Origin of the sequence: Spirulina sp. CS-785/01, from assembly GCF_028330525.1 — a bacterium.
Lineage (GTDB): Bacteria > Cyanobacteriota > Cyanobacteriia > Cyanobacteriales > Spirulinaceae > JAQMSD01.
Genome location: NZ_JAQMSD010000166.1, coordinates 1 through 19,365 on the forward strand (window position 1 = coordinate 1; position 19,365 = coordinate 19,365).

At 48.0% G+C, this 19,365-nt stretch carries 18 protein-coding genes; 2 read left to right on the forward strand and 16 right to left on the reverse strand.

What is annotated here, in order from left to right:
• From PN462_RS11110 to PN462_RS11145, 8 genes are all read right to left on the reverse strand, one after another.
• A partial coding sequence (locus PN462_RS11110; RefSeq protein ID WP_272128274.1) for a hypothetical protein occupies positions 1 to 566 on the reverse strand: 566 nt, incomplete at its 3' end.
• Positions 567 to 1,114: 548 nt separating this feature from the next.
• The gene (locus PN462_RS11115; RefSeq protein ID WP_272128276.1) at positions 1,115 to 1,972 is read right to left on the reverse strand and encodes a PEP-CTERM sorting domain-containing protein; all 858 of its coding nucleotides are present in this window, start codon (positions 1,970 to 1,972) and stop codon (positions 1,115 to 1,117) included.
• Between the two features lie 367 nt (positions 1,973 to 2,339).
• A complete protein-coding gene (locus tag PN462_RS11120) occupies positions 2,340 to 2,441 on the reverse strand; it encodes a PEP-CTERM sorting domain-containing protein (RefSeq protein ID WP_272128277.1) in 102 nt (33 codons plus the stop codon).
• Positions 2,442 to 2,467: 26 nt separating this feature from the next.
• Positions 2,468 to 2,656 carry a hypothetical protein gene (locus PN462_RS11125; RefSeq protein ID WP_272128278.1) on the reverse strand — a complete coding sequence of 63 codons (189 nt, stop codon included), beginning with the start codon at positions 2,654 to 2,656 and terminating at the stop codon, positions 2,468 to 2,470.
• Positions 2,657 to 3,219: 563 nt separating this feature from the next.
• On the reverse strand, positions 3,220 to 4,179 hold the full coding sequence (locus tag PN462_RS11130; RefSeq protein WP_272128279.1) for a sensor histidine kinase: 960 nt from the start codon (positions 4,177 to 4,179) through the stop codon (positions 3,220 to 3,222).
• Positions 4,180 to 4,649: 470 nt separating this feature from the next.
• Complete coding sequence (locus tag PN462_RS11135; protein ID WP_272128280.1) at positions 4,650 to 4,913, reverse strand: response regulator; 264 nt, start codon at positions 4,911 to 4,913, stop codon at positions 4,650 to 4,652.
• 18 nt (positions 4,914 to 4,931) lie between these two features.
• Positions 4,932 to 5,858: an ABC transporter permease gene (locus PN462_RS11140; RefSeq protein WP_272128281.1), complete on the reverse strand. Its 927-nt coding sequence runs from the start codon at positions 5,856 to 5,858 to the stop codon at positions 4,932 to 4,934.
• 48 nt (positions 5,859 to 5,906) lie between these two features.
• Positions 5,907 to 6,995, reverse strand: a complete 1,089-nt coding sequence (locus PN462_RS11145) for an ABC transporter substrate-binding protein (RefSeq protein WP_272128282.1) — start codon at positions 6,993 to 6,995, stop codon at positions 5,907 to 5,909.
• Positions 6,996 to 7,097: 102 nt separating this feature from the next.
• Here PN462_RS11145 and PN462_RS11150 point away from each other — a divergent pair, with 102 nt between their 5' ends.
• On the forward strand, positions 7,098 to 8,927 hold the full coding sequence (locus PN462_RS11150) for a methyl-accepting chemotaxis protein (protein ID WP_272128283.1): 1,830 nt from the start codon (positions 7,098 to 7,100) through the stop codon (positions 8,925 to 8,927).
• 291 nt (positions 8,928 to 9,218) lie between these two features.
• Here PN462_RS11150 and PN462_RS11155 read toward each other — a convergent pair whose 3' ends face one another.
• Genes PN462_RS11155 through PN462_RS11165 form a run of 3 tightly spaced genes read right to left on the reverse strand, consistent with a single transcriptional unit; the run spans position 9,219 to position 11,117 of the window.
• Positions 9,219 to 9,626, reverse strand: coding sequence for a hypothetical protein (locus PN462_RS11155; protein WP_272128284.1), 408 nt, complete (start codon positions 9,624 to 9,626; stop codon positions 9,219 to 9,221).
• Positions 9,627 to 9,639: 13 nt separating this feature from the next.
• The gene (locus PN462_RS11160; RefSeq protein ID WP_272128285.1) at positions 9,640 to 10,767 is read right to left on the reverse strand and encodes an ABC transporter ATP-binding protein; all 1,128 of its coding nucleotides are present in this window, start codon (positions 10,765 to 10,767) and stop codon (positions 9,640 to 9,642) included.
• Between the two features lie 23 nt (positions 10,768 to 10,790).
• Positions 10,791 to 11,117 carry a hypothetical protein gene (locus tag PN462_RS11165; RefSeq protein ID WP_272128286.1) on the reverse strand — a complete coding sequence of 109 codons (327 nt, stop codon included), beginning with the start codon at positions 11,115 to 11,117 and terminating at the stop codon, positions 10,791 to 10,793.
• A 43-nt stretch (positions 11,118 to 11,160) separates the two neighbouring features.
• Between PN462_RS11165 and mrdA the strand changes: the two genes are divergently transcribed.
• Positions 11,161 to 12,948, forward strand: coding sequence for a penicillin-binding protein 2 (gene mrdA, locus PN462_RS11170; protein WP_272128287.1), 1,788 nt, complete (start codon positions 11,161 to 11,163; stop codon positions 12,946 to 12,948).
• Positions 12,949 to 13,095: 147 nt separating this feature from the next.
• On the opposite strand, the gene tilS is transcribed toward mrdA, so the two are convergent.
• From tilS to PN462_RS11195, 5 genes are all read right to left on the reverse strand, one after another.
• A complete protein-coding gene (tilS, locus tag PN462_RS11175; RefSeq protein WP_272128288.1) occupies positions 13,096 to 14,082 on the reverse strand; it encodes a tRNA lysidine(34) synthetase TilS in 987 nt (328 codons plus the stop codon).
• Between the two features lie 5 nt (positions 14,083 to 14,087).
• Complete coding sequence (locus PN462_RS11180; protein ID WP_272128289.1) at positions 14,088 to 15,986, reverse strand: nucleoporin; 1,899 nt, start codon at positions 15,984 to 15,986, stop codon at positions 14,088 to 14,090.
• 156 nt (positions 15,987 to 16,142) lie between these two features.
• Positions 16,143 to 17,138 carry a c-type cytochrome biogenesis protein CcsB gene (gene ccsB, locus PN462_RS11185; RefSeq protein WP_272128290.1) on the reverse strand — a complete coding sequence of 332 codons (996 nt, stop codon included), beginning with the start codon at positions 17,136 to 17,138 and terminating at the stop codon, positions 16,143 to 16,145.
• Positions 17,139 to 17,382: 244 nt separating this feature from the next.
• On the reverse strand, positions 17,383 to 17,769 hold the full coding sequence (locus PN462_RS11190; RefSeq protein ID WP_272128291.1) for a hypothetical protein: 387 nt from the start codon (positions 17,767 to 17,769) through the stop codon (positions 17,383 to 17,385).
• A 93-nt stretch (positions 17,770 to 17,862) separates the two neighbouring features.
• A complete protein-coding gene (locus PN462_RS11195; RefSeq protein ID WP_272128292.1) occupies positions 17,863 to 19,026 on the reverse strand; it encodes a glycosyltransferase family 4 protein in 1,164 nt (387 codons plus the stop codon).
• Between the last annotated feature and the right edge of the window lie 339 nt (positions 19,027 to 19,365).

The following is a 19,365-nucleotide window of genomic DNA, read 5'->3' on the forward strand; positions in this document are numbered from 1 at the left end:
CTGCCATCCTCTCCCGAAGAACTGCCATCCTCTCCCGAAGAACTGCCATCCTCTCCCGAAGAACTGCCATCCTCTCCCGAAGAACTGCCATCCTCTGGAGGAGCATCCCCGAAATACCCGCCTAAGACTCGATCGGATTCGCTTTGATCTAAGCCCACATCTTCAAATAATGCCACAGCAATGGGATCAAAACCATAATCCCCATTAGCCGCATAATAATCCTGCATAAACCAGGTTTCCACCTCTGAAGCGTCTAACCCAGTCCCGTCTGTACGACTAAAGGCCAAATTCACAAAAGCACTTTCACCAATCACCAAACCCTCGGAACTTGTTCCCTCGGTAAAAACGCCTGTGTCGGCTGCTCCAGACCGAATACCTAAATCAAATTCTCCATAGGGACTCACCGTTGGTTGCTCGTAAACCGACGTAAAAGCGGATTCTCTGGGATCATAAGCATACTCATAAGCCGAGGTTTCCAGGATATCCGGAATATCAAAGGCAAACCCCACTAAATTCGCGTAGTAATCACTGCCTGTTGGAGTCTGATCTGCGGTGAGATTAGACATTGAGAGTCTCAACTCAACTGTACTTCCCATTTGAACAAACTGATAATCTAAAAGTCCCAAAGATTCAGTTTGGTCTGTTGAAGTTACAAATTGATCACTAAACACCAATTCAAAGCCCTGGGCAGGTCTGAGGGGAAAAACTGCGGTTGCTAGGGCCAGAGTGGTTGAAACGAGAGAGGTTTTAACCAGAGTTGAGAGAGAAATACTCATTGTCTTGCGTCCTTTTCATAATCATCACCAATATTTCGAGAACCCTGATGTTAAAGCGATTTTGATAAAAGTCAATCTGTTGGCTATATCAGCTTAATTCTATGATAAGAAAAGAAGGCTATTCCTGTCTATAGTTGCATCACAGTCTTCAAGGACTCTTTAAAAAAGTAGCATATTTTTAAACTTTATTGAGAGACTTCCTGATATTTTCTGAGACCCGCCACCCTATTATTTCTGGGGAGAAAAAAAAAGCGATCGCTGAACTTCTTTTTTCAGCGATCGCACTTAATGACTAGACATTATAATGGCAGTAATCTGAATTATTTGCGCGTTTCTAACTACTTAATTCTGCGACGAACTCCAGCAGCCCCAAACATCACACTTCCTAATGCCAACACTGTACCCGGTTCAGGGATTTCTACAGGTTCAGGGGCGCTCACGGGTTCTTCATTGAGGCTACGGGTATAGTCAAAATACTCTTGTACATTACCGCCCATGAGTTTATCACTGCCAGCCCCTGCATTAACATCTTTGAACCGTGCCGCCGTGCTTAAATACCCATCTTCTACAAAACCATCTTTAAACCACTGTTCTAATGCGGAAGCATTGTCAAAATTAGTCGCAGCTAAATTAAACGTTACCGTTTCCGATGCTCCAGCATCTAAACCGTCTTTGGGACTCCCGCCGGCACTTAAATTTTTGTTGGTAATCAAACCGATATCGAAGGTTTTACTATTCAAGCTAACATCGCCCCATCCATCTCCATTAATTGCCGTCGAGGAGGACGTTCCACCCTTGAGAGAACTGTCATTACGCACTAATTCGTCAAAAGCCGGAGACCCCAGTGTCACCTCTTGAACATCTAAATAACTATATAAGTCGCCCCCAGACCAATCTAAGCCAGCACTAAGAAATTTGGAGTCAGTAGCCCCCGCAGTCGTGAGTGCTTCGCCCATTTCCGATTTTTCTGTGGTGTTGGTCAACAGTAGTTCCATGCTGATCGACCCATCTGCTTGATCCGTGAAGGAAAAATCAATGGTGGCGGATGCCCCAGTGGCGGGGTCGTTGGTGCTGCCGAAATAGCCATTGTAACCGAGAGTAAAGGCTTGGGCAGGAACGGCAAATATTGAAGCCGTGACAGCAAGACCTGCCGTAACGAGGGATGATTTTAGGATGTGAGAAATAAGTGTGTTCATAATTTTGCCCGTGATAAGAAGTAACTGTAATTCAGACGTAATGCCATTGATAAGGACTAGGAATCAGTTTTAGTCATTCCTGCTGCACCCTACTACTTTTACAATAACGGGCTTTTTTTAAAACTACTAGGGCATTAGTCCATTCTTTACATGGTCTTGAAAAAAATGGCCGGATTTATAAAGAACAAGTAAAGTTGCCGATGAAGTCCCCGCAGACGGGAGTCCTAGCTCTACTTTTATTTTAGTCTTCACGCTCAGTTTGTGGGATTTCCCAAAAAAAAGCGATCGCTGCTACAACTGGTTCAGCGATCGCACTTAGGAACTAGACTCGATCATGCACAGAGGTGAAACTCTTGCGCGTTTCTAACTACTGGGTTTTGCGACGAAGGCCAGCAGCACCGAAAACAATTCCGCCTAAGGCCAAGATTGTCCCTGGTTCAGGAACATCAGCAACGGGGTCATCTTCCATGAAATAAGCCCCTAAGACTTTATCACTTAATTCCCCTCTTGGACAAAATCAAAGTCGGCCAACGCACTAGACCCGGTAGATTCAGTTGAACCCACCTCATCACTAAATTGTAAGCTGAAGGCTTCCGCCGGAGCAAGAGTCAAGGCAACTGCACTCAACGCAACCCCTGCTGACAAGAAAGAGGTTTTAACGAAATTGTAGATTGTAGTATTCATGATTATCTCCGTGATAAATAAGTTTTCAGTTCTAATGCCATCTATAAGGGCTTGGGACAGTTTTAGTTCTTGCTTCTATCTCTAATATAAGAGAAGAAAGCAATAGAAGCGAGGCAGATATCCCCTTCTTTACAGAGCTTTTAAAAAAATTGTCAATTATATGAAAGTGAGATAAATTTTCTCTCAGTGCAGCAATATTTCTATCAGAATATGCGAGTCACTACACCAGAGACTATAAAAATATATTGCTATTATTAGACTCAAAAAAAAATCCTGCACCGCCATGGTACAGGGATTCATTCTCATTACTTTGCCAATTTTAACCCCCAGTGGCAGAATGAGAAAGTAATAACTATTTATTGGTGCTACTCAACAGCACCTATTAAGGTGAGCTACTCCAATGATCTACCAAAATTCTTTAAAGAAAATTCAAAATGATAGGCAATTAACCCAATCAAAAATTACCTTTAAAGATTACAGTAGATTGGAATAGTTCGTGCAATCTTCTCAGCATCATGTATTGATTATGACAAAGCATTATGAAATGAAAGTGAAATCACTCCCTAAATGGGCAAACGAATAATAAAAATACTGCCCTTGCCCATCTGACTGGTAACGGCGAGACGGCCTTCGTGGGCTTGTACAATAGCTTGTGCGATCGCTAAACCCAACCCCGTCCCATCTCCAGAAGGCCGTTCACATTTCCCCCGATAAAACCGTTCAAAAATCTTCGCCTTCTCCTCTGAAGAAATCCCCACCCCAGTATCCTGCACCTGTATCCATGCCTCTGTTCCCCGTTTTTCCAGCACCAGAGACACTTTCCCCCCCTCTGGGGTGTAATGGATAGCATTCCCCATCAAATTGCCCAACAAGCGGTAGAGATGTTCCGTATTCCCCCACACCTGTAAATCCTCTGTAATGGGAATTTGGGTATAAAGATGAATTTGCTTCTGTAACGCTAACCCGGCAAACTCCTCCACCGTATCTTCCACTAAATCCCGTAAAGACACCCAAGTAAACGCCTCTGTCTTGCGGACTCCTAGCTTTTGCTGTTCCATACGACAAAGCATTAACAAATCATTCACCAGTTGCGTGAGTCGCCAACTTTGGCGGATAGTAGCCTCTAAAGCAACTTGCATTTCTGGGTCTTCTTCCGTGGCCAGAGACTGTAAAGACTCCAAAGTGGCCCGCATGGCCGTTACAGGGGTTCGTAACTCGTGGGCAGCATCGGCGGTAAACTCTTGGGTATGCTGACAAAAATGATCAATAGGACGTAGGGCCAAACGGGATAACCCCCACCCGGACACCGCCACCAATAAAATGAGTAAGGGTAAACCCAGAAGTAACGCTATCTGTAATTTTGCGATCGCCCGTTCCATATCCTGCAAACTCCGTCCCACCTGAAAATGCCCCCAGGCTTGATAATCTTGGGTATGGAGATGAAAGGAAATCTGGCGATAGGAATGCCCGTGGGTATCCTGTAACGTTGTCCATTGTTGCTGAGGGGAGGTTTCCGTTGACACTCCACTGCCTAAAGGCGAGTGGATTCTTGGTTCATTAAGTCCACTTAAACTAAGTACCTTGCGATTCCTAGTCCAGAGGTGGTTCTCTCCCCAAGCGTTACTTTTCGTGCGCCCCACGATAGTCGTATTTCTACAAAGTTTGTTTTGTTTAAATACTGCGTTCGCGTAGCGTCTCCGAAGGAGAAGTGTCTAGCTCCTGCAAAGATTTTACCTACCCACAGGAAGGAACTAGAACTTATGAGTAGAACCCCATATCTTTGATTGTCAAGGTACAGCGTTGCTTTCCAGCACTAGGTTTTGTTAGAGCAGGTTGATTACCTTTCCTGCTATACTCTAATTATACACACAATCAGAGACTATGGCAAGGACTAAAAGACTACAACTTTTACTTTCTGAACTTGAATATGAGACTCTTAAAACCTATGCACAATCTAAACAAGTTCCCATGTCTGAAGTTCTCAGGGATTACATTAAAACCCTAAAAAAGCCGTCCTAAAAGGACGGGGCTTTAAACCCAAATTTTGGGCTGGTAATTCTCGAATTAACTCTAGGCCCGATAACCCCGGTAACATCCAGTCAATAATGCCCACTCGGTATTCTAATTCGGGACTGATTAAGTAACTCCAAGCGGTTTCTCCGTCTAAAGTCCAGTCCACAAGGTAGCCATTATGGGTAAGGGTTCTTTTGACGGCTTGGCCAATATCTTCTTGATCTTCTACCAGTAGTACGCGCATTCAGGATTGTGTCAGGGTTCAGGTTGTTACGTCCCGATCGCCGTATTTGAGTAATAATGCGATCGCGGCACTTACCGCAAAAATTAATACCATACTCAACGCCGAACCAAAACCCCAATTGCGGGCCGCCCCCAAAAATTGGTTATAAATGAGGCGAGAAATGGTCATACTAGAGGCCCCACCCAATAATTCCGGGTCGATAAAATCCCCTAATCCTGTAATAAACACCAATAAAGACCCCGCCGCAATCCCCGGAAAGGTTTGCGGGATGGTGACTTTCCAGAAGGTCTCTAGGGGGTTGGCCCCTAAGTCGGCGGAGGCTTCTAATAGCTGTCTATCCAGCTTTTCAAGGGACGCATAGAGGATTAACACCATATAGGGTAAATAACTATAGGTCATCCCAATTAAAACTGCCGGAGTCCGGTTGAGTAACTCTAACCCCGGTAAACCTAAGGTCGTTAATACGGTATTTAAGACCCCGGTGGGGCGTAAAATAGTAATCCAGGCATAGGTCCGCAACAGCGAAGAAGTCCACAGGGGCAAAATAAAGCCCAACAGCAGCAAATTCCGCCATCCTTTCGGGGCCATTTGGGCAATCCAATAGGCCACCGGAAACCCGGTTAGGAGGCAAAGGAGGGTTGTTCCTGTGGCAAAAACTAGCGATCGCGCAACCACTCGCAAATTAATGGCATCAAACACCCGCCAATAATTCTCCAACCCACTGGGGTTAACCACTTCCCCAGGCCGAATACCAGGGACTAAACTTAACTCAAAAATGACTAAGGTGGGCAATACTAGCAGTAAAATTAACCAAAGACCAGGGGGACCCAATAAAACGGTTATCCCTAACCAGGAGGTGTTAGACTCCTCTGAGGGAATCACCTCCTCTTCCGTCTCTGGTGTACTCTCCACATCCGGCAAAATCGGGGCAATTTTTTCACTCATTTTTTTACAATTAACAATTAACAATCAACAATCAACAATTAACAATAATTACCCACTGGTTAACCTTGTCCAATAACGATCATAAAGTTCACTGATTTCTTGACTTACTGGAACTAACCCTTCACAGCGACTAATGGCGGGATCAGGGGGAAATAAACTCGGATTATTTTGAATCTCTGGGGGAAGCATAGCAAAGGCTTCCTTATTGGGAACAGAAAAGCTCAGACGTTGGCAAATTTGCGCTGCAATCTCCGGTTTTAACATAAAATTCATCCACGCATAAGCCCCCTTAATATTCGGTGCAGATCGGGGAATGACCAAGGTATCTACAAACACCGAAGACCCACTTAATGGGAGAACATATTCTAAGTCCGGGTTTTCTCGCATCACCTCATTTGCGTCCGAAGAATAGCACATGGCAATGAGTAAATCTCCGGTTAAAATTTGATTACGCCAAGCATCAGACGTAAAAGAAGCGATCGCAGGTTTTAACTCCCGTAATTTCTCATAGGCCGCCTTAATTTCTGCGGGGTTAGTGGAATTGTAAGAATAGCCCTGCGATCGTAAACTCGCCCCCATCACCTCCCGCACATCATTTAACAGCGTCATCCGCTTATTTAACGCCTCTTTATGCTCCCACAGATAATCCCAATCCTGGGGCAGATCCGGCAACAACTTGCGATTATAAATTAACCCCGTCGTCCCCCAACTCAACGGTAAACTGTGGCGATTCTGGGGATCATAGCTAGGATTCTGAAACCGTTCAAACAGTCGCTCTAACCCCACCAACTGCGACTGATCCAACTCCAACAACAAATCCAACTCCACCATCTTCTGCACCATATAATCCGACGGATAAATAATGCTATACCCTCCCCCTCCACTGGCTTGTAAGCGGGCTAACATCGCCTCATTGGAGTCAAACACATCCGCCACGGCCCGAATCCCCGTCGCCTCCTGAAAACGGCGTAATAAGTCACTATCGGTATAACCAGCCCAAGTATAAATATAAAGTTCATCGGACGATCCCTGATTGGAGGGAGTGGGATTCACACTGGCCAAAGTCCACCCACACCCCGATACACTCAAACCCGCAAAAGCAGTAGTCGCAGTCTGTATAAATTGGCGGCGTTTCATAAATGTGTAAATGTGTTAAAAGTTATGTCCCTTGTTTTGTATTTAAGTTCTGATGTTGGGATTCATGTTTATAACCATAACAGTCAAGTTGAGAGTGGGGTTATGTTTAAGCGTTTATCTATCGCCAATAAACTGGTAATCGTCGGCTCATTGACCATGCTGATCCCCTTGGTGATTTTGGGCTTCTATGCGGTCTCTCGCGCTCAAAAAGGGCTGTTACAGTTACAAATGGAACAAATGTCCAGTCGCACGGAACTCTTGGCAGAGCGCATTGATGCCACCTTTCAGGGCGAAGTGAAAATGGCCAACCAACTGGCACTCCATCCAGATGTCATTGCCCTCTTAACGGTCAATGCTGACCCAAGCGAGGCCACCACCGAGTCAACCCAACAACAACAGACTAACGCCCGTCTCAGAGCCATTAAAGCCCGTCTGGGAGCATCTCACTATCGCGCCCTCTCCATCCTCAATCGCCAAGGAGAAGTCCTTGCCAGCGACTCCCCCGACTTCCTCGGTGTCAATTTAGCCAACCAAGACTATGTACAAACTGCCCTCGACGGCCAAACCTTGGTTGCTGAAGTCACCCCCCTTCCTAACCGCAAAACTGGCTTTATCCCCATTGCCGCCCCCATTCGTAATGGTAGGGGGGAAGTCTTGGGGGTAGTGGTGATCTGGCGAACGTTAGATTTTGTGCAAACCCTGATCGCCGATGAAACCATTGGCAACACCGGATATGCCTATATTGTCCGTCGAGAGGGGTTAGTTATTGCCCATCCCCGGCCTGATTTAGTTTTCGAGGCCGATATTCAGGAAATTGGCGGTATGAAAGAGATTGCCGTCCGGATTGGCAATGGAGAAAATGGCATAGAACCCTATCGTTTTGAAGGGGTGGATAAAACTGCCGGATTTGCCTATGCTCCCTTGGCCGATTGGACTGTGATTCTTACTATTGCCAACCGAGACTATTTAGCCGCCGCACGACAAGTCCAACAGGGGGTGATTGTTGTGGCTTGTATTGCGGTTGTGGGGGTGGGTGTGGTGTTTATTGTCTTTGCCAGAGGAATTGCCAGCGCGATCGCCCAAGGCGCAGCCTTGGCCGAACGAGTAGCCCAAGGCGATCTCCGGGGTAAGATTACCATTGGCCATGACGACGAGATCGGGCGATTAAACCAAGCTATGCAAAGCATGGTATCTCGCCTAGGGACAGTCGTTGAAAACGTCCGTTCTATTGGAGTGAACGTAGCCGGAGGCAGTCAGCAACTCAGTGCCACGGCCCAACAAGTCTCTCAAGGGGCCAACCAACAAGCCCTTTCCACCGAACAAATTTCCTCCTCCCTTGAAACCATGCTCGCCACCATTCAACGTATCGCCGACAACGCCAAACAAACCGAAACAGTAGCTAAACAGGCCGCCACCGATACCCGACGAGGGGGAGAAGCCTTTCAACAAACCGTCAATGCCCTACAAAATATTGCCCAACGCATTGCCATCATTGAAGAAATTGCCCGCAATACCCATCTTCTCGCCCTAAATGCCAGCATTGAAGCCGTCAGAGGCGGGCAACAGGGCAAAGGCTTTGCCGTCGTCGCCACAGAAGTCCGAAAATTAGCCGAACGCAGTGGAGAAGCCGCCCAAGAGATTCAACGAGTCTCAGCAGATAGTGTGGCTATTGCAGAAAATGCCGGAAGTCTCATGGAACAGATTGTCCCAGATATCGGCAAAACCGCCCAATTGGTCATTAACATTAGTGCCGCCACAGGGGAACAAAGTCAAGGAGCAAGGGAAATTAATCAAACGGTACAACAGTTAGAAACCGTAGTTCAACAAAACGCCTCAGCCTCGGAAGAATTAGCCACAATGGCGGAGGCATTAGCTTCTCAAGCCCGACAATTACAAGCAGCGGTAGAGTTTTTTACGGTTGACAATAATTAACAATAATTAACCTTAGTTTTGAACCCAAGGCTCAGAGCTTAAACCCGTTGAAAACGGATTAATTTACCCCAGATATAGCGTTTTCATCAGAGTTGTAAACTGACTGGTTTGGCAAAGGGAACAGGGAACAGGGAATAGGGAACAGGGATAGGAGTTTTAGAGTTTTTTATTACTTTTTGATTGATGACAAATCATTTATTTTTGCTATATCTTGTGAAATATGAATCATTTAGGGTGGGCATTGCCCACCTTACGGCGATCCATTATCCATGATCCATTATCCATTATTAATTAACAATACCGAACCGCTTGTTCTAAGGGGAGAGGTTCACCCGTTTGTGCGTCAGTATTTTGACAAGCAAACATCGTATTAGCGGGGACTTTTTCAAAAAATAACTCCTCCCCTTGCCGTTGTAACACATAACCTCGGAGTTCTTTAATCGGGAGTTGGCTAGTTTCGTCGATTTCGGACGTAAAGGAACGCAAAACAATCGCCCCATTCGGTTCACACCCACTCAGCAACTTAGCAATAAAAATCTCCTTTCCCCCCATATTATCCCCATATTTAAACCGTTCTCCCTGACGCTCTAAGTTGACAATAAACGGCTCATCGGCACTATTGAGAAAAGTAATAATAGCAGTCGTTGAACAGTGACTTTCTAATTCAGCTAAAAGAGCATTCACACCAAGTATTGGCATAAGACAATAATTATTAATCAACAAGGGCAAGACAATCTTTCGCCGTCCAACTCACATACACCGTCGTATCCGTTGCCAGAGACTCCTCGGTGTTCGGTTGTTTCACGCGCAATAACTCTCCCGTGGCGTTTAATTGTACAACGGCTTGGATATGAGTCCCCAAATACATAATATGCTTCACTTGACCCGGATAACAATTGGGACAATTCTCACGAGGGTTGGGGGTGAGAACAATATTTTCGGGACGAATACTTAGCGTCAGAGGGGTTTGGGGTTCATCCACTAGGGACTCACTCACCACCGATAACCCCTGTTCTGTGACCACTTTAATCCCTGGGGCATTGTGTTGGACAATAGACCCGCGAAATAAATTCGTATCCCCAATAAAATCTGCCACAAACGCGGTTTTTGGCTGTTCATAAATCTCACTGGGGGTTCCCACCTGTTCGATATTACCAGACTGAATAACGGCAATGCGATCGGAGAGAGATAACGCTTCCTCTTGGTCATGAGTTACCATCATAAACGTAGTCCCCAACTCCTGATGGAGTCGGGATAACTCCACCTGCATCTCCTTCCGTAACTTTAAATCCAAAGCCCCCAACGGTTCATCCAATAACACCACCGCCGGACGGTTTACCAATGCCCTCGCTAAGGCGACTCGTTGTTGTTGTCCCCCGGATAACTGGGCTGGCCGCCGTTGCGCGAACTTTTCCATGCGAACACTCGTCAACGCCCCTTGGACGCGCTGTTGAATTTCAGCGCGAGGCAGTTTCTTCAACCGTAACCCAAAGGCAATATTCTCCGCCACGGTTAAATGATTAAACAAGGCGTATCCCTGAAACACTGTATTCACAGGGCGACGATAAGCTGGAACTCGGTTCATCGGTTGCCCTTGAATGCGAACTTCTCCCCCCGAAGGGGTTTCAAAACCCGCTATCATACGTAAAATAGTCGTCTTCCCACATCCTGACGGTCCGAGGATACAAAAAAATTCTCCCTGACCGACAGTCAAGTTAACCCCATTAACAACTGTTTCTCCATGAAAAACCTTGTACAATTGGCGCAGTTCGACCGTCCGAGAAGATTCTGGAAAGTTGCTGGAATGGGCTACGGATTCAGGTGCAGTCGCTTGAGTCATAAAGTAAAATCAGCATTCGTAGCTTAATGAAGTTTATCTGCTATTTTATCTAAATGTTGGTCAAAGCCTGCCTTCAGGCAAGGAACAGATGAACCCCAGATTCCGAAGGGGGGAACAGCATAAACCGCTTGTCTCCCTCGCTTTCTCCTGAATTTCTGCTCTGTTTCTTGTAGGCAAGAAGTACAATTGTCATTAACAATTGTCATCAATTGTTGTCTTGCAACTGATGAAAACGCCAAACGGACTGTCTTTATGGTTTCCCAGCCATGGAAACCAGCGAACCCTTGATGCTCAACCGCTGCTGTGCCAAGACTCTCGATTTCTGTTTTTCTCACAACTAGCAACTGCAAAGTTGTTGATTTCTAGAATAGTACAATCAACACTCTACCACCTATGATGCGAGCCGTTCATCCAACAACGATTCAGCCAGCCTCGAAAGTTGGGCGCAAACAGACCCAAAGAAGTGTTGGCCGACAATATCAGTCTGTTTTCATCATGATGATTATCAGCCTGTTTTTGCTGGGAGGAATTGGCTCTCGCTTGGCATATCTCCAACTTGTGGAGGGAGAGGTCAATCAAGAATTAGCGGAAAATAATCGCATTCGCCTCATTCCCAAACAACCTGTACGCGGCACAATTTTTGACCGAAAAGGAAAAGTCTTAGCCAGCAGTCGCCTCTCTCACTCTGCCTATATCTGGCCGTTAGCCCAAAAATATGAAAATTGGGATCGGATTGTCCAGAAACTCTCCCAAATTTTAAATCTTTCCGAACAGAAAATCCGTGAACCCGTGGAAGCGGCGGGGTATAACTCCCCCACCCGTGTCCGAGTAGCCCGGGATTTATCCCCAGAGGAAATTACGGCGATTCAAGAATATAGTGCGCAACTCAAAGGGGTGGATGTGGATATTGAGCATATCCGCAATTATCCCCATAAAGGCACAGGGTCCCACGTCTTGGGCTATACCGGGGAACTCGACGCAGAAGAACTGGATAAACGCCGTCAGTCGGGATATCGCTTAGGGGATATTGTCGGCAAAATGGGCGTTGAGGAAGGGTTTGAAACCCTCTTACGCGGTGAATGGGGAGGACAACAGGTTGAAGTGGATGGGGCTGGGAAAGTGGTGACGATTCTCGGCCAAAAACAAGCTAAGGCCGGGCAAGATATTACTTTAACTATTGATTTGGAGTTACAAAAGGCGGCGGAAAAAGCCCTAGGGAGAAGGAAAGGGGCGGTTGTGGCTATTGATCCCAATAATGGGGAAGTGTTGGCTATGGCTAGTTATCCTACCTTTGACCCCAATATTTTTTCTTCTCGCATTACTGAAGATACTTGGAAAGAGCTACAAGGGGAGGGCAATCCTTTTGTGAACCGTTCTTTACGCGGGTTTCCTCCGGCTTCTACGTTTAAAGTGGTGACGGCCACTGCTGGGATGGAGTCGGGTAAATTTCCGCCGGATACGATTTTGCCGACGATGGCGTATTTGCGTGTTGGGGGGACGGCCTTTGGGGAATGGAACCGGGCAGGGTTTGGACCGATGGGCTATGTGCGGGCGATGGCTTGGAGTAGTAATACCTTTCACGGACAAATTGGCAAAGGGGTTGGCGGTGAAGTGTTGATTGACTGGGCCCGACGGTACGGGTTTGGGACGAAAACGGGGATTGAACTCAAGTCGGAAATGCCTGGTCTGATTGCGGATAATGAATGGAAGCTGGAACGGTTTGACTGGGAATGGACGGCGGGGGATACGGTGAATATGTCCATTGGCCAAGGGTTTACTCTAGCGACTCCGTTGCAGGTGGCGGTGATGTTTGCTGTGCCTGCGAATGGGGGGTATCGAGTGCAACCCCATTTATTAAAGACGGAGGAAGCGAAGAAGGAGGCGCGGGAGTCTCTCAACCTGCAACCGTCCACTTTGGATATCTTGCGGAAGGGACTCCGGGCAGTTGTCACTAGTGGGACCGGACAAGCGTTGAATGGCAAGGGACTGCCGCCGTCTGCGGGGAAAAGTGGAACGGCTGAGGCCCCTCCAGGAGAGGCGCACGCTTGGTTTGGCGGGTTTGCCCCCTATGATGACCCGGAAATTGTGGTGGTGGCGTTTGCGGAACATTCTGGCGGTGGCGGGGGGTCTATCGCTGGGCCGATGGTGGCTGAGGTGTTACAGGCTTATTTTAAGCAATAGTTTATGTCCTGCCATGGGTGTGCTGGAAGAGAGATGTCTCTTTTGCCAAGGGAAATAAAGATGGCACTTCCCAAGAATGCCCTGAATGTGGGGTCTATTCTGGAAAGAAGCCTTTGCAAGAAAGAATACAAAGGCTGATCTCACTGATTATTGTTTACTGTGGGCGGTGGGGATGATTAAATAGGGTTTTTGCACTCTCACGACAATTCCCCCTGGGAAAGTAGAAGTTTGACTGCGGTTGGGAGACTCTAGGAGATGACAGACGGCTTCAATTTGCTCAAATGTGGGTTGGTTGGGGAGGTGTTGGCTGAGAAATAAGCGGATGGCCCGGCGTTGGAGGGCAAGGGGGGCGGCCTGTAGGGGAGAGAGGTGAAGTTGAGTGGGGGTGGTTTGGGCTTGCTGGAGGAGGGTTTGGGCTTGGTTTTCTAGCCAAGCGACTTCGGCTTGTAATAACTCGGCAGTGTGGGCTAAATTGCGCTCGACTTGGGGGTTAAATTGTTCTTTTAAGTAGGGGATGACTCGCTGACGGAGATGGTTGCGGGCATAGTGGAGATTCTCGTTGGCCGCATCTTCCCACACCTGGAGAGAGAAGGTTTGGCAAAATGTCCCGGTTTCGCTGCGGGAGGTGGTGAGGAGAGGGCGCACCAGTTGTAATTGGGGGTTGAGGGGGCGTTGCCAGGTGAGGGCTTGCAGGCCGTCGGCCCCGGCCCCTCGAATGAGATTATAGAGGAGGGTTTCTGCGCGATCGCTCTGAGTATGTCCTGTAACAAGGTAATTTTGCCCCTGTTGGGCTGCAATCCCGGCTAACTGTTCATACCGCCATGCCCGGGCCGCGGCCTCCGTTTCCGGCAAATTCTCCGCCTCTCGTAGATAAAACGGCAACCCCCACCCCTCACAAACCTGCCGCACATGATCCGCAATCCCTGCATCCGTTGTCCAACCATGATCACAATGGGCCACCGCCAACCCCCAACCCCACTTCTCTTGTAAATCCCTCAGTAACTTGAGTAAACACAGGGAATCTTGCCCCCCCGAAACCGCCACTAAAAGAGTCGCTTGGGGAGGGAGGAGAGGCCGACGACGGAGAAGTTGGTGCAAGCGATCATGGAGAAACGTCCAATCTTGAGCCACCATCCCCCTTAACTAAATTCGTCAATATCTTGCCAAATATCGGCAAAGACTGAATCATCATCATTATCATTATTTTTCTGCTTAGACTTCTTAGACTGATCGGAGAACGTATCTTCAATGACAAAATCGTTCTCATCCTCCTCATCCCAACCTAAATCTTCATCAATACTTTGAAAGAGATCATCTCCACTCGCGTCTTCCTCATCGCCAAACTCTAAATCCTCATCGCTATCATCCTCTGCGGCCATGGCGGCCTCAAAATCTTCTTCTTCGTCTAGAGAGTCTCCAAAATCTAATTCTTCATCGGGGGCTTCCCCAAAAATATCTTCTGACACACTAAGTTCTTCTTCTTCTACGTTACTGTTGGCGGAGAAGATATCCATGTCTTCTTCTTCATCTTCCCCGGTATCAAATTCTTCAATATCATCCTCAGACGTGCCAAAGATATCTTCTTCTGGGGGGGTTTTTTCTGCCTCAACTGCGAAGATATCGTCTGGGGCTTCTTCTTCTTCATCGACAACTTCGGTAGGAGTCTCGGAGAAAATGTCATCTACTAAATCACTATCCATGTCCTCCGTCTCTGACTCGCCAAAGATATCCTCTCCTGTGGCTTCTTCGGTTTCTGACTCGCCAAAAATATCTTCTTCGTCTTCTACTTCCTCTAGATCTGAGTCAGCAAAGATATCCTCTCCTGTGGCTTCTTCGGTTTCTGACTCGCCAAAAATATCTTCTTCGTCTTCCTCTACTTCCTCTAGATCTGAGTCAGCAAAGATATCTTCGTCTTCCTCTACTTCCTCTAGATCTGAGTCAGCAAAGATATCTTCGTCTTCCTCTACTTCCTCTAGATCTGAGTCAGCAAAGATATCCTCTCCGGCGGCTTCCTCTGTGTCTGACTCGCCAAAGATATCCTCTCCTGTGGCTTCCTCTGTGTCTGACTCGCCAAAAATATCCTCTCCTGTGGCTTCCTCTGTGTCTGACTCGCCAAAGATATCTTCTCCTGTGGCTTCTTCTGTGTCTGACTCGCCAAAGATATCTTCTCCGGCGGCTTCTTCGGTTTCTGAGTCAGCAAAAATATCTTCTCCGGCGGCTTCCTCTGTGTCTGACTCGCCAAAAATATCCTCTCCAACCTCCGCAATATCGGACCCAGCAAAAATATCATCCTCGGCCTCCTCCGTCTCCGACTCCGTAAACATTTCATCTTCTGCAAACGCCTCTCCCTCATCACCGCCTAGGGGAGACTCAGTGGGGGCATCCGCAAAAATATCTTCCACCAGAGATTCATCTTCAACAAAGGACTCATCTTCAGCCTCAGCTTCTGGAGTCATCGAGACTTCATCCGTCGTCTCTGTAAAAATATCCGTATCCTCTGGGGCGACTTCCTCATCACTAAGTTGGAAGTCTTCCTTCTCGGCAGCTTCAGGGGTTTCCCAGTCCGCTAACGACTCTGACTCCTCGGTGTCTAATGCCTCGGTTTCCCAGGCAGCCATTTCCGGTTCTTCAACTGACTCCAACGCCTCCTCTGTCTGTTCTGGAGGGGGGGCGGGGGTTTCGGGTTTAACCCCAGTATCAGAGGGGGGGGCCGGGGGCGGTGGCGTTACGGGAGGGGCAGTTGGGGTGGGTTCAGCATGGGGTTGAGGACGAGTTTCACTGGGGCAAAACTCCACACTGATACGGACTTTTCCCTGTTGCCAACCTTGGGCCCCAAAGCGTAACACTTCACAAGACAGTCCTTCTGGACTTAACCAAGTGTCTAGGGTTTGAGTTGGTTGTCCTGGGCCTTGGGCATACTGTTTCAGGGCTTCTGCAATTTCACTCACCCTAAAGGTATTGTGTCCGATCAGAACCTGTGCCGAGTGTTCGACAAACAGAACTTCACCGCCTTCGAGTGGCTCAAATTTATTTTCCACGGCTGTTTCACCCCATCTAGCTAATCATTGTTCTCGCTGGTGTGCGATTGAGTGTCTGTGTTAATAGGTGAGGAAAGTTTGGCCACTTGTCAAGACCTCGAACAGTGGCCACTTAGCTCAAACTTGCATGGGTGCTGGTTTTCAGGCGAAAACGTCTTAAAAGAACCACCCATAGGAGTGTAACCCTTTCCCTAATAAATTCACACCGAGATAGCAAATCCAGACTACTACGAATCCGGTCGCTGCTAAAATGGCGGGTTTGCGGCCTTGCCAACCGCGAGTAATGCGGGCATGGAGATAGGCGGCAAATACTAGCCAAGTGATCAGGGCCCAGGTTTCTTTGGGGTCCCAACTCCAGTATGATCCCCAGGCTTCATTGGCCCAGACGGCCCCGGCAATAATGCCAATGGTAAGGAGGGGAAAGCCTAAACCAATAATGCGATAACTAATATTATCGAGGGTTTCGGCGACGGTGAGCCGTTGGGGGGAGAGGGTGGGGGTGGTTTGGGGGGGAGTCAGGACGGCGGTTGCGGTGGTGGAGGAGGCGTTCACGGAGGAGAGGGGGGAGTTGCTTGGGGTAGAGTCGGGTGGTGTGGGGGTTTTGAGTCGATAGCCACCGTTGCCGAGGGAACTGCCTTGGAGTTGGATGTTTTTGCCTCGTGTGACTAGGAGAAATGCGATCGCTAGTAAGGACCCAACCATTAAGGTGGCATAACTGAGCATCATTACACTGACGTGCATCATTAACCAGTTGGATTTTAGGGCCGGAACGAGGGGAGCAGATTCCCGCATTTCAGGGGGGAGGGATAAGGCCGCAAAGGCGGTAATCCCCATGGCCAGAGGGGCGGTAAAGATGCCGACTAAGCGTGATCCGGTGCGTTGTTCGGCGATAAAGTGAATGGCGGTGATCCCCCAAGTGAGGAAAAATAGGGACTCGTAGAGGTTACTGAGGGGAAAATACCCCGCTTCGAGCCATCGGGCCCCTAAAAGGGCGGCTATGGCGAGGTTGGCAATGGCCATACTGGTTGTACCAATGGCTTGCAGGTAGGGGATTTTGGGGAAGGCCATCCCCCCCCAATAGACCAACATGGCCAGAAATAAGATGGCAAACGCGCCATTATCTAATGTATTTTGTAGCGTGACTAAATCCATAATGGGTTAATTATAAGGTTTCAAGTCAATTCAGCCAGTGAACGGCAGAAGCCGCCATTTATATCCTATCGGTTTTAGGGGATGATTTTGGAGGGGAGTTGATAGTTGATAGTTGAGAGTTGATAGTTGTTCTTGGTTCTGAGTTTCCCCCATCTCCCCTATCTTCCCTATCTCCCCCATCTTCCCTATCTCCCGACACTCCCGACACTCCCGACACTCCCGACGCTCCCGACGCTCCCAAGATTCAATCTTCCAACTGTTTCACATCCACTTCAATGGTTTCTGCATCGACATCAATGGTCCCTGGTGGGGTTTGTCGCTTAAAATGACCGTCTTCTGCGGTTAAGGGTTCACCGCAACTGGGACAACGGACTTCAACGTTATTAAAGCCTGTGAAGGTATAGTTACATACGGGACATTGATCTTCAACGACATTCCGACTAACCCACCAACGCAATACTAAAATGGCGATGAAGGGGGTGAGGAGGAGTAATAGAAAAGCTACGACGATCCCATTTACTAACCAACCGAGTCCGGCTGCACTCAGTAACATAAACACCAGTAGCACAGTTAACCAACAGCCAATCCCCGATAGGTTAATTTGAGCTAAACGGGAAAAATTAGAATTCATCTCTCCTCCTCTAGAAGCCAACAGTAATCTCTATTCTCTATCGTAACTAGATGTTGGCTTCCTTCTCGGTTTTGTCGGTGGGGAAATCTCTCTCTATTTTGAGACGGCTTCTTCTAATAACCCGCCTAACCGCTTGGCTAAAGCGTCTTTACTAAATTTGGCGAGGGTTTCTTGTCTTAACCAATGGGGTGAGCATTTTTTGTACCCTTTGTCAATCCCTTTTAATAATTCGATACAATTTTGGGCGACTGCCTCCACATCCCGATAGGGGACTTGCCACCCCATGCGGCCATCTTGTAGGGGGTCCGCAGAGCCGTCAGAATCGCCGGAGAGGACGGGGATTCCGGTGGCCATGGCTTCGAGGTACACAATGCCGAATCCTTCCTGAGAGGGCATAATATAGGCATCTGAGACGCGATAATGATCTGGGAGTTCTTCGTCGGGGACAAATCCGGCAAAAATCACGCGATCGCGCATCCCCAAATCCTTTGCCAACTGCTCTAACCGGGGTTTATCATCCCCTCGTCCAATCACCAAATATTTTACATGGGGAAACACGGCCACAATCTGGGGTAAAGCGCGAATGGTCACATCTACGCCTTTGTAGGGATCGCCAGACCATAACCGGGCTACCGTCATTAATACTTTAGCATCGCCTAATTGATATCGTTCTTGGAGATAGGCGGGTTTTGGGGCTGGGGTAAAGGTTTGGCCATCCACCACACAGGGCAACAAGCGCATTTTATCAGGGGAGACGTGATTGGATTCACACAGGCGATCGCGGCTATACCGACTTACAGTCCAAATTAACCGTGCCTTTTGTAAAGCGGCCTGATCATACCCTGGCAAGGGATACCACACCTCTTTACCGTGGGTGGATACCGTGTAGGGAATACCAAGGGGCAAACATAAGGTTTGGATTAATACCGCTAATTTAATATGACCACAAATCACCAACTGAGGGCGATCTTGGAGCAGGGTTTGCAAGAGGGCTACCGTTAACTTAATACGGCCTAACCAAGCTGAAGGGGAACGAAAATAGCGAAATTTGAGAAAATCTCGTTCATAGGGATTATTCTCCATGGGGGCATCGCGTAATAAAAACACTTCCGCCCGATAGGGGGGAGAGTCGGCGGCCTCATTAAGGCGGCAATACGCCTCTAAGACGTTTTTCACGTAGGATTGAATTCCCCCCTCTTGGGAAAAGATTTCCAAAAAGACAAAGACGTGCTTGGTTTTAGATGGCTTAGACGGCACAATAACTAACTCTCCCCTATATCCGTTTTGATCACTCCAACCATAAGATGCAAACCCCTGCCCAGATACACCCCGCATTAATAACCGATGGACTAGATTTTGTCCTTCCTTAACAACAATCTCCCCACTCTTGGAAACTGCTGTGCGCCCAAGTTTCCAGACTTCTGCTCCAATGCAGCCCTCACCCCCCAGCCCCCTCTCCCACCTTGGGCGAGGGGGAGCTAATGCAGCCCTCAGCCTGCAACTCCCACCTTGGGCGAGGGGGAGCTAATGCAGCCCTCAGCCTGCAACTCCCACCTTGGGCGAGGGGGAGCTAATGCAGCCCTCAGCCTGCAACTC